Origin of the sequence: Alysiella sp. (assembly GCF_030525755.1) — a bacterium.
Taxonomy (GTDB): Bacteria; Pseudomonadota; Gammaproteobacteria; order Burkholderiales; family Neisseriaceae; genus Simonsiella.
The window spans coordinates 1-15125 of record NZ_JAUNEC010000043.1; the positions used below are offsets into that span (position 1 = coordinate 1).

The following is a 15125-nucleotide window of genomic DNA, read 5'->3' on the forward strand; positions in this document are numbered from 1 at the left end:
TTTCCAAAGTGATTAAAGTTTGTTCCAATTCAACGGTATCGCCCACTTTGATTTCAACAGCGATAATATCCACATTTTCGTGTCCGCCAATGTCGGGGACTTTCAGTTCTACGGTCATCTTTAATACCTTTCAGATAAATTCGGTTAAAAAATACAATGCGCGATTATACCGCATTTCCTGTTTGATAAAGGTTTCAGGCTGCCTGAAACCGAGTAAAAAACATGGATACAAACGCGCTTAATCCACACTTTCCTGCCATTCTTGCAACTGCGTGCTTGCCTGTGTCAATTTATTTTGCATGATTTGGGTAGGTGTGGCACCCAATTCCTGCAAGCGTTTGATGTTGCTGTGCGATTGCTGAACATGGCGCGTTGCCACACGCAATTTATCTTGCGCTTTATCTATGGCGTTTTTCACTTCGCATAAATTTTCCGCCAAATAAGCAAATTTATCATACAACTTGCTGGCTTCTTGCACAATTTCTTGCACATTACGATTTTGTCTGTCCACACGCCAAAGTTGTTCAATCAAACGCAATGATGCAATTAAAGTATTGGGCGTGGTCAAAACAATATTGCGTTGCAAAGCGTATTCTATAAGATTGGCATCATGCTCAATAATCAACGATAAAGCAGCTTCTATGGGCATGAACATCAATACAAAATCCACCGTATTCAAATTTTGTGCGGTTTCATAACGCTTCTCTGAAAGTTGCTTGATGTGATTGCGCGTGCTGTTAATGTGTTGTTTCAACAGGTTTTCATCACTTATATCATTAATGTATTGGCTGTAATGCACCAAAGATACTTTAGCATCAATAATCACAGCACGATTATCAGGCAGAGCAATGACCACATCAGGACGTATGTTGTCGCCACTTTGATTGCTGTATTGTGTCTGTTTCACATATTCCTGTCCCAAACGCAAGCCCGATAAAGACAATACTCTGTCCAACACCACTTCGCCCCAAGCACCAATCATTTTGTTGTTGCCGCCTTTTAAAGCGGTGGTTAAGGCAGCCGTTTCTTGTTGTAAACCTTTTTGTATTTCACCCAAATCCAAAAGTTTTTGTGCCAATTTACCTTTAAATTCATTTTGCTCTGCACGGCTGCTATCCAACAAGGTTTGAAAATGCTGTACTTTTTCCGATAAAGGCTGCAACAAGGGTTTCATGCTGTTTTCTGCCTGCAACACCATTTCTTGACGTTGGCTTTGCAAAATTTCGCTTGCAATCAGTTTAAATTGGTCGCTCATTTCCTGTGCACCCGTTTTGATGTGCTGCAACTGTTCGTTTAAATAACCCACTTTCTCGGTCAGTTGCAACTGTTCTGCCTGCAAACTTTGATTGGCACGCAACAATTCGGCATTGCGTGTTTTGGTTTCATCAAGTTGTCCTTTATACAAACCGTTTTCGGCAAAAAGCTGTTGCAAACGCATTTCATATTCCGCCACACGCGTTTCATGTTGTGCCAATAATTGCGTTTGTTTGTGTTGCAATACCTGATTGGCATTCCATAATTCATCATTACGCACTTTGATTTCATCAAGCTGTCCTTGATACAAACTTTTATCAGCAAGTAATTGACGCAACTGGACTTCACATTCATTTTGTTGAGATTCATATTGTTGCACCAAAATGTTTTTTTCTGCGATTTGTTGTTCAATTTGGGCATTTTTTTCCCCCATTTTTTGTACCAAATCGTCCACTTTTTGTTGCAACAGCGCACGTTCTGTTGTGCCTGTGTCCCGATTGCGTGCCCAAAACCAAGCCAAACCGCCAATCAGTAACACAGCAAACAACACCATCATGCCCAAAATGAAATTGGGATTATTCATGGCATTTCTCCATTTTTATTTCCACAAAAGCTGCCTGAAAAACACAAACAAAATGTTTCAGGCAGCCTCAATACCACACAAGGCTGCCTGAAACAATCCAGCACATCATCTGATACGCTTAACCGCCTTCTTGCGATACAGCATTCATATTCGGTTGCAAAATAATCAATGGGTCAACTTCGCCAATCGCTTTCACGTCTTTATTGGGGTAATCCAATTTGTGCAAGAAATAGCGAATGCAATTCAAACGGGCTCGTTTTTTGTCATCTGATTTCACGATAATCCAAGGTGCATCGCGTGTATGCGTATGGAAAAACATGGCATTTTTTGCTTCGGTGTAATCGTCCCAGCGGTCAAGTGATTGCACATCAACAGGCGACAGTTTCCAATGTTTCAGAGGGTCGGAATAACGCGATACAAAACGGCGCAACTGTTCTTCGCGTGAAACAGAAAACCAAAATTTGAACAAATGAATGCCACTTGCCACCAGCATGCGCTCCAATTCAGGAGCTTGGCGCATAAACAAAAGATATTCATGCGGCTCACAAAAACCCATTACGCGCTCCACACCAGCACGGTTGTACCACGAACGGTCAAAAAATACGATTTCACCCGAAGTAGGCAAATTATTGATATAACGCTGAAAATACCATTGACCACGTTCGGTTTCAGTTGGTTTTTCCAATGCCACCACACGCGCACCGCGTGGGTTCAAATGTTCCATATAGCGTTTAATCGTACCACCCTTACCTGCCGCATCACGTCCTTCAAACAAGCTGACAATGCGCTGCCCACTGTCTTTAACCCAGCTTTGCACTTTGAGCAATTCAATTTGCAGTTTTTTCTTTTCTTTCTCGTAAGTGCGTCTATCCATGCGGTTTTTGTATGGATAATCGGCTGGCAACGGTGCGCTGTTGCTGTCTTCGCTGCTGACCTTACCTTTGTATTTGATGACCGCTTCTTCAAACACTTTTAAACTGTCTTTTTGCGCTTCGTCCAATTGGATTTTTTCGTAGGGTTGCAGTTGTTCCGTCATGATTTTTCCTTTGTAAAAGGTTGGAGAGAATTTCAACAAAAATTTGGCTTATTTTATCAAAATTTAACCTTTTCCTCAATGCGTTAAGGCTACCTGAAAGCATTTTGGTCTTTCAGGCAGCCTGTTATTTCATTCTAGTGCAGCTTGCAAACGCTGTTCTATTTCATCAGCATCAAAGGATTGAGCAATCAATTCAAAACGGCTGTCGCGCCGCCACGAAACTTGGTTGGCACCCCATTGTCCATCTACCCAGTTAAGCCAAACCCAAGTGTCCATGATTTGAAACACGCCTTTGGCGCGTATCAAACCTTGTGCCAGATTAGGCAAATCATTGAAAAACAGCGTGATGCGTTCACCATCAAAATTGTGTCCCGCAGGGAAAGTGAAACCTTGAGACTGATAGCCGAGCGTGTTTTCAGGCAGTGTTTTGATGCGGTAACGCGGTTTTTCAATGATAGGGGTGTCCAACCATGCCACATTAACTTGCGCGTTTTGCACTTCGGCAATTAAGGCTTTGGGTGGAAACAATTTTGCTGCTTCTTCACGAAATTGCGCCAAGATTCTAGGAGAACACAAATCGGTTTTGCTGGCAATCAACACATCACACACACCAATTTGGTCTTTGTAAAGTGGGTTGTTGGCGTAATCGGGTTGGGTAAATTGTCGTGGGTCTATCACAGTAAATACCGCAGCAATTTCCAATAAGTCTTGAAATTCTGGAGCTTTGAGTTCATCAATCACTCCTGCTGCGTGTGCCAAACCACTGGCTTCAATGATGATGCGGTCTGGCTGATTTTGCTGCAACATTTGCATCACGGTCGCTCCCATTTGTGTGCCTGCTGTGCAACACAAACAACCGCCTGAAATTTCGGCAACGGGTATGCCATTGTCGGACAAGACCGCGCCATCTATGCCGATTTCGCCAAATTCATTGACAATGATTAACCATTTTTCGTGTGTAGGACGTTGAGCAATCAAGCCTTTAATGGCGGTGGTTTTGCCTGTACCCAGAAAACCTGAAAACAGGTGGACTTTGGTTTTATTGTTCATGATGTATTTCCAATTTTTTCATGCAAAGGCTGCCTGAAAACAGGAATGGGGTTTCAGGCAGCCTTTGCATTATTTTCATGATGATAAACAGTGAATATAGGGTTACTCAATTCAACGGCATTTTGCACAAATTCCTGTTAAAACAACGTGTTCTTCTTTTAAGGCAAAACCTGAACGCTGCACGGCTTCACGCAAAGCACTCCATTCGTTGTTTAAACTTTGTTCGTCCACCGCGCCACATTCGGTACACACCAAAATGAAGCTGCTATTGTGTGCAGCTTCATTGTGGTGGCAATGTCCACCGCATTCATGTTGAACGTGACTGCACAAAATGTAGCCGTTTACCGCAGGAATTTTGTGCAATACTCCGTGTTCTGCCCAAAAATCCAGCGCACGATAGGCAGTTGGTGGTGCAACCACATTATCGCTTTCGCGCTGCATTTGTGCCAATACGGTATAGGCTTTGATGACACCGTCCAACTTCAAAATGATGTCCAAAACGTGTTCGCGCAGAGGCGTGATTTGTGCGCCGTGTAATTGGGTTTGGCGAATGATTTTTTCTTTGATGTTCATAATTAGGCTGCCTGAAAGGCATGAAGGAATTAAGGTGCATCAAATTCAAAGCAGTTTACTGTATCAATTTGGAAATCGCTTTGAATTGTGGGTGTTTGGCATCTTGTAGAATTTGAAACAACAGACTTTCTATATTGCTAACGATGGCTCCTGCTTGCTGTGCTTGATTTAAACCATTGTCTTTGTTTTCCAAAATGCGTGATGTAACACATTCTTGTGGCAAATAAACTTGGTATCCTGCTTGTTGCAAATCCAATGTGGTTTGCAAGATGCAAATGTGGGTTTCACAACCGATGACAATGATGTTTTCAACTTGCTGGTCTTTTAAGGCTGCCTGAACTTCTTCGGTATAAGCCGAAAAACGGGTTTTCTCAAAAACGGGCGCATCTTTACTTGCCAAACGAATATCAGCAATGGTTTGCCCCAAGCCTTTAGGGTATTGTTCGGTAACGATTACAGGCAATTCCAACAGTTCTGCACCTGTAAGCAAACGGCGACACGCCGCAGCAAACACCGTTGCTTCATACAAAACAGGCATCAAGCGTTCTTGAATGTCCACCACCAAAACAAGGGTGTTTTTTTGATTCAACGACATGGTGTTTCCTTTCAATGAAATGATGATTACAACGGGGCAAATCAGGCTGCCTGAACATTTTCAGGCAGCCTTAAATGTGGTTAAAAATCGCTGTGATTTTTGCGGCGCAATACTGCTGGGGTTTCAAAGTCGTCCAATACGGCTTGACTGGCAAAATCAGCAGCAACCAAGTTCACACCTCGCGTATCACGCCCTGAACGGATTAAACGTTCCATACCATGAGCAGCAGGTTCTGCAACAGGCGTTGCTGCTTGTGCTTGATGACGCCCCACGGGTGAGCCTGCACGCAAAGCCACTGCTGCAGTTTCTTTGTTTTCTTTCAAACCTGTAGCAATAATGGTAATGCGAATCGCATCTTCCGCCATGCTTTCATCTTCGGCAGTACCGAATTTGAGTTCAGCATCAGGCGAAGCGTATTCGCTGACTACTGCCATGATTTCTTCGTATTCGTCCAAAATAAAGCAATCGGGTGCAGTGGTGATGTTCACGAGTACGCCTTTTGCACCACTTAAACTCACATCGTCCAACAGGGGGCTGGAAATGGCTTGTTCTACAGCAATGCGCGCGCGATCGCTCCCTTTAGATTCGCCTATACCCATCATCGCCATGCCTGTGATGCCCATCATGTTTTTTACATCAGCGAAATCCAAGTTAATCAAACCTGGGCTGGTTACGATTTCCGAAATGCCTGCCACACCATTTCGCAACACATTGTTGGCAGCACGGAAGGCTTCTTTGACTGTTACGCCTTTGCCCAATGCACTCAATAATTTGTCGTTTGGCACAATAATGAGCGAATCCACTTGGTGTTTCAAAATTTCAATGCCTTGCTGAGCAACGACAGTACGTTTGCCTTCATGGCGGAATGGGCGTGTTACCACTGCAACGGTTAAAATGCCCATTTCTTTGGCAATTTCAGCAATTACGGGGGCAGCACCTGTACCTGTGCCACCGCCCATACCTGTGGTAATGAACAGCATGTCTGCACCACTAATGGCTTTGGAAATGGCTTCGCGGTCTTCCAAAGCAGCATCACGACCAACTTCGGGGTTGGCACCTGCACCTAAACCGCGTGTCAAGCTCGCACCCAGTTGCAATTTCACAGGTGCGCGGTTATTTTGTAGTGATTGAGCATCGGTGTTCGCGCTGATGTATTCCACGCCTTGAATGGGGTTTTCAATCATATTATTGATGGCATTGCAACCACCACCACCCACACCAATGACTTTAATCACGGCAGGGCTGCCACTTGTTTCAACATAGTTGTAAACTTGATTTTCTGTGTTTTCCATGTGTTCGGAACTCCTGTCCGCTTTGCGGTGTAAGGGTTAATATTTTGTGATTGTGAAAAGGTGTTATTGTGTTTTCAAGCAGCCTGAGATGTCATTAGGGTGTGCATGAATCATTTTATAAATTGCGTTTTGCCCATGCTTTAAAACGGTTAAACCAGTTTTCTTGTGGTGTGTCACCAGTGAAATCAAAGGGCATTTTGGTAAGATTATTATTTTCAGACAATACCTTATCTACATTGGATTCAGATTCAATAATCTGTGTTTTGCGATTGGCAACACCTGAATTGGTACCGTGTAAATCGGCATATGCTTTGGCAGACAACAACAGCCCCACCGCACCTGCATAACGTGGATTACGAATGCGTTCCGATACACCACCCATTTCTCGCGGCACACCAACACGCGCAGGTAAATTGAAAATGCTTTCTGTCAATTCAATCACACCACGCAACAATGCCGTTCCACCTGTTAAAACCACACCCGAGGTTAAAATTTCTTCTGAATAACCTGCTCGGCGCAATTCATTTAAGGTCAGCTCCAAAATTTCTTCTACACGCGGTTCGATTACGCTTGCCAACACACGACGCGAGATTTGGCGCGGTTGGCGCTCGCCCACACTGGGTACTTCCACCATTTCATCTAAACCGTCTAAATCTGCCAAAGCTGTACCGTAACGCACTTTAATGTATTCTGCTGCATCGTATGGTGTACGCAAAGCGTGCGCCAAATCACGGGTAATCAAATCGCCTGCAATGGGAATAACCGCTGTATGACGAATTGCACCCGATGTATAAACGGCAATGTCGGTTGTACCACTACCGATATCAATCAAACATACACCCAGTTCTTTCTCATCTTCAGTTAGTACTGCATCGGCACTTGCCAGAGGTTGCAATACGGTTTCATCAACATTGATGTGGCAACGTTCTATGCATTTTTGTACGTTTTGCACCGCCGAGACCGCGCCCGTAATGATGTGAACACGCGTATCTAAGCGCACGCCACTCATACCGATTGGTTCGCGCACACCAGGTTGATTGTCAATGATGTATTCTTGTACCACCGTATTCAAAATTTGGTGGTCAGGTGGGATATTGACGGTTTTGGCGGTTTCTTTGGCGCGTTCAATGTCGGTTTGTGATACTTCGCCTTCTTTAATTTTGACCACGCCTTGTGAGTTAAAACTACGGACATGGTTGCCTGAAATACCTGTGCTGACGCTGCGGATTTTGCAATCTGCCATGAGTTCGGCATCACTCATGGCTTGATGAATGGCTTGGGCTGTAACATCAATATTGGTAACCATGCCAGCTTTTAAGCCGCGTGACTCGGTTTCACCTACGCCTACAATGTGGATTTGGTTGTCCACAATTTCGCCTATGAGTGCCAATACTTGCGATGTGCCGACATCCAAGGCACTAATATAGTGTTTTTCAATCATTATTTCTACTCTTAATTTTAACAGCAACAAAGACTGGCTGACACAATTCAGGCAGCCTTGTGGCAACTATTTTGTTTCAGGCAGCTTCGTGGCATCATTGACTGTCTCTGCTGCACCATTACGTCGTTTTATCGCAACGGCATTAGGGTAACGCATATCCACATAATCCAATACGGCAGCTTGTTCTGCCAAACCATGCGACCACATATCTACGAAACGCGATAATCGCGCATACACATCATCTTTACCCAGCCGTACTTCAATGCCATTTTCCAGCATAATTGTCCATGCACCACGCGGGGTATATTGTAAACGTTCAATGCCCAAACGCAAAGGCTTTAAACGCGTTGCAAACAACTGATATTGTTCCAACATCAATAGCCTATCTGCAAAATCACCGTCCATTTCAGGCAACCTTTCATCTGTGACTGCCTGAAAAACCCTACCTTGATTGTCCCACAAACCTGCTTGCCAACCTTCGCGCAGCCAACGTGCCACAGGTTCATATTCATGAACATGAATTTTGATGGTTGCAGGTGCAATGCGATCTATTTGTACATCACTCACCCATTCTTGTGTCAATGCCGCATTTTTGGCTGCCTGTAAATCCACATGAAAAAAATTGCCTGTGAGTGGTGTGCGTACTGCTTCAAAGATTTTAACTGGGTCAGCACGTTTGAAAGCACCACTTTCTGCTGCCTGAATATCAAGATGGGCAATACGAAAATAGTTGCTGTTGCCCAACCAATATATGCCCGTTAGTACCCATGCCAGCAGGCTCAAATAAAACCATTTTTTCACTGCCTTATCCCATTTATTTGTTTAAGGCGGCTGTTTGTAAAATCGCTACACACAAATCGGCAAAATCCACACCTGTTTGCGCCACCGCTTTTGGGATTAAGCTGTGGTTGGTCATGCCAGGTAAAGTGTTCACTTCCAAAATGTGAATGTTGCCATCGGCATCACGTAAAAAGTCCACGCGACCGCAATTCTTACCACCACCAATCGCATCAAATGCTCGCAATGCCAATTTGCGCATTTCGCTTTCTTGTGTTGCACTCAAATCTGATGGACACAGATAAACCGTATCATCACGCTGATATTTGGCTTCATAATCATAAAATTCGGTTTGCGGAATAATGCGAATACTGGGCATGGCTTGGCGATTGAATACGCCGCAAGTGTATTCACCACCTGACATGAATTGCTCTGCCAAAATCTCGCCATGCAAGTTTTGTACGCGCAGTTCATTGAATTTTTGTTGTAATTCGCCTGCTTGTTTAATTTTATGCACCCCCACGCTGCTGCCTTCGGCAGCTGGTTTGATGAACAACGGCAAACCCAATTTTTGTTCTACGGCAGCAAAGTCGCTGTTTTCGTGTAAAATCACGAATGGTGGCACAGGCAAACCCAATGCTTGCCAAATCAATTTACAACGGTATTTGTCCATGCCTAAAGCCGAAGCCATGACACCACAACCTGTATAGGGTATGCCCAATGATTCCAATGCACCTTGTACCGTGCCGTCTTCGCCATAAGTGCCATGTAAAATATTAAAGACCGCCTGAAAGCCTTGTATTTTCAGTTGTGCCAAATCGGTTTGTGCTGGGTCAAAAGTGTGAGCATCGATACCTTTGCTTTTTAAAGCAGCCAAAATGGCTTGCCCACTACTCAATGATACTTCACGTTCGCTGGAAAAACCGCCCATTAAGACGGCAATTTTGCCGAAATTTTGCATTGTCTTCTCTGCTTTTGATTTCTATGCTGCCTGAAAAAGAAACGGATTGGGCGCATTACGCATACCTTGGAATCTCAAAATCATACTGGTTTTCAGGCAGCTTGCGCTGCCCAATCCACCAAACCTTGAGCGGTTTTATTGATGCTACCCGCCCCCATTGTTAAAACCACATCGCCATCGCACAAAATACCAAACAAGGTTTCAGGCAACGCGTTCACATCGGCACAGAAAATCGGTTCAACCTTGCCCAATACGCGTACGCCACGCGATAAGGCTTTGCCATCTGCTGCCTGAATGTGTTCTTCGCCAGCCGCATAAACTTGTGTTAAAACAAGACCATCTACTGTACTCAATACCTGTACAAATTCTTCGAATAAATCGCGTGTGCGCGTGAAGCGGTGTGGCTGGAATGCCAAGACCAAACGCGCATCAGGATAGGCACCGCGCACAGCTGCAATGGTTGCCGCCATTTCTACAGGGTGATGTCCATAATCATCAATAATCAAAGCTTTGCCGTTTTCAGGTAGCCTGATTTCGCCATAACTTTGGAAACGGCGACCCACGCCAGCAAAGTTTTTCAAGGCTTCTTGTATGGCTTCAATCGGTGCTTGACACTCCAAAGCAACTGCGATACTTGCCAGTGCGTTTAAAACATTGTGGCGACCTGGTAAATTTAATAAAACATCAAATTGCACTTTGCCTTGTGGCGCACGCGCATGAACGGTAAACGCCATTTGTGCACCGCGTGTTTCCAGATTCGTGGCATACACATCGGCAGTTTCATCTTCAATATTGTAAGTGGCAAACGGTTTTTTGATGTGCGGCAAAATCGCGCGAACATGTTCGCTGTCGGTACACAAAAAAGCTTTGCCATAAAAAGGCATACGATGCACAAAATCAATAAAAGCCTGATGCAGATTTTCTACTTTGTGGTCGTAAGTGTCCATATGGTCGGTGTCAATATTGGTGATGACCGTCATCACGGGCGACAGATACAAAAATGAGGCATCGCTTTCATCGGCTTCGGCAACAATGTACGCACCTTGTCCCAATTTGGCATTGGTGCCTGCGGCGGTCAGCTTACCGCCAATCACAAAAGTCGGATCCAACCCTGCTGTACCCAAAATAGAAGCCGTTAAACTGGTTGTTGTCGTTTTACCGTGTGTGCCTGCAATCGCAATACCATCACGCAAACGCATCAGCTCTGCCAACATCATGGCGCGTGGAATTACAGGAATGTGCTGATTTAAGGCTGCCTGAACTTCGGGATTATCGTTTTTAACAGCAGTAGATGTAACCACCACTTCTGCCCCTTCAATGTGTTCTGCTGTATGACCTAGGAACACGCGCACACCCAAATCCGATAAATGGCGTGTTACCGCACTTTGAGCTTGGTCTGAACCTGATACATTAAAGCCCAAATTGTGCAACACTTCAGCAATGCCACACATACCCGAGCCACCGATGCCAACAAAGTGGATATTTTTGATTCTGTTTTTCATGGTGTATTGCCTTATTTTTGCTGTTTTCAGGCAGCCTTTAAGCTGCCTGAAAACATGATGAAAAGCGCGTATTTTAATGCGCCATGCATTTTTCAGCCATGTTTATTTTATTACAGTCGTCTCAAATTAACACGAACAAGCGACAAATGCCCGCCATATACAAACCGTACATCAACGCAATAGGCATGTGATGGGGCAACAAATGATGAACGCTGCTTCCTACATCATATCCAGCGTTTCAATCCCCAGCAAATCCAAGCCCGTTTTCAAGGCTTCCCCTGTTAATTGTGCCAATTTTAAACGGCTATCGCGCACTTCGCCTTCGGCTTTCAAAATTGGACAGGCTTCATAAAAACGGCTGAACAAAGTTGCCAAACCATACAAATATGCCGCCAAATAATGTGGATAACAGCTTTCTGCCACGCTGTTCAACACATCTTCAAATTTCAGCAATTCTACGGCAAGCTGTTGTTCCAATGGCTCATTCAGTTTTAAGGCTGCCTGAAAATCCCAATTGCCCGCTTTTTTGAACACCGATTGCACGCGCGTGTAAGCGTATTGCAAATACGGCGCGGTATTGCCTTCAAACGAAAGCATATTGTCCCAATCAAACACATAATCGCTACTGCGGTTTTTGCTCAAATCGGCGTATTTGACCGCGCCAATGCCAACCACACACGCAATATTCGCCACTTCGTCCACGCTCAAATCGGGATTTTTGCTTTGTACCAAAGCGGCAGCGCGTTCTATTGCTTCGTCCAATAAATCAACCAGTTTCACGGTGTCGCCCGAACGGGTTTTGAACGGTTTGCCGTCTTTGCCCATCATGGTGCCAAAACCAATGAATTCAGCTGACACATTTTCAGGCAGCCAACCTGCTTTGCGCGAAGCGGTAAACAATTGTTTAAAATGCAAATCTTGTCGTGTGTCCACCACATACAATAAGCGTTCGCCTTTTAAATTGCGGACACGATGGCGGATGCAGGCAAAATCGGTGGTAGCATACAAAAAGCCACCGCCTTGTTTTTGCACGATAAAAGCGGCTGGTTCGCCTTCTTTGTTTTTGAATTCTTCCAAAAATACGACTTTTGCACCATCGTCATCAACCGCCAAACCCATTTCACTTAACTCATTGATGACATTGTGCAAATCATCATTGTATTGTGATTCACCAGCGACATCTGCACGGGTCAGCAATAAGCCGAGTTTGGCATAGACTTCTTCGGCGTGTCGCAGTGAAATATCGACAAATTGTCGCCATAATTCAAGTACTTGTTCATCTCCGCCTTGCAGTTTAACCACATATTCGCGTGCGGTATCGGCAAAGTTTTCGTCTTCGTCAAAACGGATTTTGGCGTTGCGGTAAAATTGTTCCAAATCAGATAGTTGAAATGTGGCATTGTCTTTTTGCTGTTCCACCATGTAAGCGACCAGCATACCGAATTGCGTCCCCCAGTCGCCAACATGGTTTTGGCGAATAACGGTGTTGCCCAAAAAGCCGAGTACACGCGCTAAACTGTCGCCAATGATGGAGGAGCGCAAATGCCCAACGTGCATTTCTTTGGCAAGATTGGGCGATGAATAATCAATGATGACGGTTTGCGGCGTGGGATTGGTGCCGATGTTCAGGCTACCTGAAGCCAATTGTTGTGCGACAAATTCGGGCGACAAGCGCAAGTTGATGAAGCCTGGCCCTGCCACTTCTGCACTGGCAATCAGTTGGCTGCCTGAAAGCGCATCGGCAACTTTTTGTGCCAATTCGCGTGGGTTATGTCCGATTTTTTTCGCTGCACCCATTACGCCATTGATTTGAAAATCGCCGTGTTTGGGGTCTTTGGCAATTTGCAACACAATCGGGTTACCTGAAAGTCCTGCGTGTTCAAAGGCTTGTTCAATTTTTTGGGATAGAGTTTGGTGTAATTTCATGGTTATTTTTCGTTTTTTGTGTTTTCAATGATTTCAATAAAATAGAATTTTTAGGCTACCTGAAAGGCATCATGGCAACCTTTCACATTCACACCATTTGCCCAAGTCCAGATTTAAATCAAATAAATTAATACGCCCAATGCCTACGCGAATCAGCCTCAAACAGGGATAACCGACTTTTGCGGTCATTCGCCGCACTTGACGGTTTTTGCCTTCATGAATTTGAATTTGCAACCAAAAATCAGGAATGGTTTGGCGAACACGAATGGGCGGGTCGCGTTGCCAGATTTGTGCGATTTCGGTTTCATTCAATAGGCGTACAGTTGCAGGTTTCGCCACAAAATCACCCAAATCCAAAGGCTGCCTGAAAAGCGCGAGTTTAGTCTCATTGGGACTACCTTCTAGCTGCACCCAATAGGTCTTTGTTAATTTAAATTTTGGATTGGCAATACGAGCTTGCTGTTGCCCATCATCGGTTAGCAACAGCAAACCTTCACTGTCGGTGTCCAGTCTCCCTGCTGGGTAAACGTTTGGCACAGGCACAAAGTTTTTGAGTGTACGGTGTTTGTCATGTTGCGAAAATTGACAAATCACACCATAGGGTTTGTTTAACGCAATTAACATGGTTTCAGGCAGCCTTTGGTATGAGCATAGCCGACAATACCAATGGAAAGGTTACCCCCAATAATAAAATTATCACATAGGTAATCTGATTATCCGTAAAGTGTCGCAACAGAACAAAATAAGCCAACACATATGAACCCAAAATCAAAAAACGGATAACGAATGCCATAATGCCGTTCCAAACCAGCAAGGAAGACAAAACCCCATAAGCAACTGCCCACGCCCATACAGGGCTGTTTTCGTGATACACATCCTGCATTTTAGCCAAAACAGCGGCATCAATGTACCCGACACTTTGTCTTCCTTTTTTATTATCAAGTAATTATATTTAAATAAATGGGTAAACACTTCCAACGCTCTTGATTTTTTCACTAATATGAAACAAGAACATTCTCAATTCATCATTAAGCTCAAAAATCAAAACTCAACGACAATATTTACGTTTCCAACTCTACGCCCAAACGTTCCATCAAATCAGCAAAAGTGTCCGCGCTGTCAAAATGCAGCACAATTTTACCTTTTTTGCGGTCGCGCGTTTTGATTTCGGCAGACACACCCAGTTGTTCAATCAAGGTTTCCGTCAAGCGATTGATATCAGGGTCAAGACGTTTAATGGGCGTATCTTTTTTACCTTGCAAGAGATTTTGACTGCGACGTTCAGTTTCTCTCACCGACCAGCCGTTTTTAACGGTTTTTTGTGCCAAATCAATTTGTTCAGCAACAGGTAAACTCAATAAAGCACGTGCATGTCCCATTTCCAAATGGCGTTTAAATAGCATATCTTGTACGGGTTCAGGCAGCTTTAATAAACGCAAGCTATTGGAAATTGCACTGCGACTGCGCCCTACCGCTTCGGCAACGGTGTCATGTGTGAGTTCAAACTCATCAATTAAACGGCGCAAACCCTGTGCTTCTTCAATCGGGTTCAAATCTTCTCGCTGAATGTTTTCAATCAAACCCATTGCCATTGCAGTTTTATCGTTGATTTGTTTAATAACAGCTGGAATTTCACTTAAACCCGCCAACTGTGCTGCACGCCAACGGCGTTCTCCTGCAATGAGTTCATAGCTACCCAATCTATATTCACGCACAATAATCGGCTGAATTACACCCTGTGCTTTAATGGATTCAGCAAGTTCTTGTAGCGCTTCATCGTCCATCTGAATTCGTGGCTGAAAACGACCTTGACGTACGCTAGTTATGGCAATGGTACTCAAACGGTCGCCACTTATGTCATTTAGGCTGCCTGAAATGCTGATAAGTGCATCTAAACCTTTACCCAATCCACTTTTGGTTTTGGCTGCTGACATATCTTGTCCTAAATTAAAATGAAAACACCATAATTATACCGTTTTTAGAACAATTCTGTAGGTGCGTATGATATGTGCCTGCCTGAAAAATAGGGGAAATGAAACATCAATAAAAAAGGCGGAACAATTTCCACCTGTTTAACCATCTTTACCGCCAAGATGCTCATAAATCCAAACTCATTGCAGCCAACGTTAGCCAAC

General features: G+C 44.3%; 15 protein-coding genes. All 15 read right to left on the bottom strand.

Translation table 11 applies throughout. The features are described 5' to 3' along the window. A partial coding sequence (locus Q4B82_RS07575) for a biotin/lipoyl-containing protein (RefSeq protein ID WP_303065856.1) occupies positions 1 to 118 on the bottom strand: 118 nt, incomplete at its 3' end. Between the two features lie 120 nt (positions 119 to 238). Continuing rightward, positions 239 to 1837, bottom strand: coding sequence for a DNA recombination protein RmuC (rmuC, locus tag Q4B82_RS07580; RefSeq protein ID WP_303065843.1), 1599 nt, complete (start codon positions 1835 to 1837; stop codon positions 239 to 241). Between the two features lie 118 nt (positions 1838 to 1955). Continuing rightward, positions 1956 to 2876: a polyphosphate kinase 2 gene (gene ppk2, locus Q4B82_RS07585; RefSeq protein ID WP_303065857.1), complete on the bottom strand. Its 921-nt coding sequence runs from the start codon at positions 2874 to 2876 to the stop codon at positions 1956 to 1958. 126 nt (positions 2877 to 3002) lie between these two features. After that, positions 3003 to 3923, bottom strand: coding sequence for a GTP-binding protein (locus Q4B82_RS07590; RefSeq protein ID WP_303065844.1), 921 nt, complete (start codon positions 3921 to 3923; stop codon positions 3003 to 3005). A gap of 111 nt (positions 3924 to 4034) precedes the next feature. Then, positions 4035 to 4496, bottom strand: coding sequence for a Fur family transcriptional regulator (locus Q4B82_RS07595; protein WP_303065845.1), 462 nt, complete (start codon positions 4494 to 4496; stop codon positions 4035 to 4037). Between the two features lie 55 nt (positions 4497 to 4551). Next, positions 4552 to 5091 carry an isochorismatase family protein gene (locus tag Q4B82_RS07600; protein WP_303065846.1) on the bottom strand — a complete coding sequence of 180 codons (540 nt, stop codon included), beginning with the start codon at positions 5089 to 5091 and terminating at the stop codon, positions 4552 to 4554. Positions 5092 to 5171: 80 nt separating this feature from the next. Next, complete coding sequence (gene ftsZ, locus Q4B82_RS07605; protein WP_303065847.1) at positions 5172 to 6383, bottom strand: cell division protein FtsZ; 1212 nt, start codon at positions 6381 to 6383, stop codon at positions 5172 to 5174. A gap of 115 nt (positions 6384 to 6498) precedes the next feature. After that, positions 6499 to 7824, bottom strand: a complete 1326-nt coding sequence (gene ftsA, locus Q4B82_RS07610) for a cell division protein FtsA (RefSeq protein WP_303065848.1) — start codon at positions 7822 to 7824, stop codon at positions 6499 to 6501. 66 nt (positions 7825 to 7890) lie between these two features. Continuing rightward, positions 7891 to 8625 (bottom strand): cell division protein FtsQ/DivIB, encoded by a 735-nt coding sequence (locus Q4B82_RS07615; protein ID WP_303065849.1) that lies wholly within the window; start codon positions 8623 to 8625, stop codon positions 7891 to 7893. Positions 8626 to 8638: 13 nt separating this feature from the next. After that, a complete protein-coding gene (locus tag Q4B82_RS07620; protein WP_303065850.1) occupies positions 8639 to 9562 on the bottom strand; it encodes a D-alanine--D-alanine ligase in 924 nt (307 codons plus the stop codon). A gap of 92 nt (positions 9563 to 9654) precedes the next feature. Next, positions 9655 to 11064 (bottom strand): UDP-N-acetylmuramate--L-alanine ligase, encoded by a 1410-nt coding sequence (gene murC / locus Q4B82_RS07625; protein ID WP_303065851.1) that lies wholly within the window; start codon positions 11062 to 11064, stop codon positions 9655 to 9657. A gap of 219 nt (positions 11065 to 11283) precedes the next feature. Continuing rightward, complete coding sequence (gene argS, locus Q4B82_RS07630; protein ID WP_303065852.1) at positions 11284 to 12990, bottom strand: arginine--tRNA ligase; 1707 nt, start codon at positions 12988 to 12990, stop codon at positions 11284 to 11286. A 69-nt stretch (positions 12991 to 13059) separates the two neighbouring features. Further along, positions 13060 to 13614, bottom strand: a complete 555-nt coding sequence (locus tag Q4B82_RS07635; RefSeq protein ID WP_303065853.1) for a pseudouridine synthase — start codon at positions 13612 to 13614, stop codon at positions 13060 to 13062. Positions 13615 to 13618: 4 nt separating this feature from the next. Then, positions 13619 to 13873 carry a hypothetical protein gene (locus Q4B82_RS07640; protein ID WP_303065854.1) on the bottom strand — a complete coding sequence of 85 codons (255 nt, stop codon included), beginning with the start codon at positions 13871 to 13873 and terminating at the stop codon, positions 13619 to 13621. 178 nt (positions 13874 to 14051) lie between these two features. After that, entirely contained in the window at positions 14052 to 14924 is an 873-nt protein-coding gene (locus Q4B82_RS07645) for a ParB/RepB/Spo0J family partition protein (protein WP_303065855.1), read from the bottom strand. Positions 14925 to 15125 lie beyond the last annotated feature (201 nt).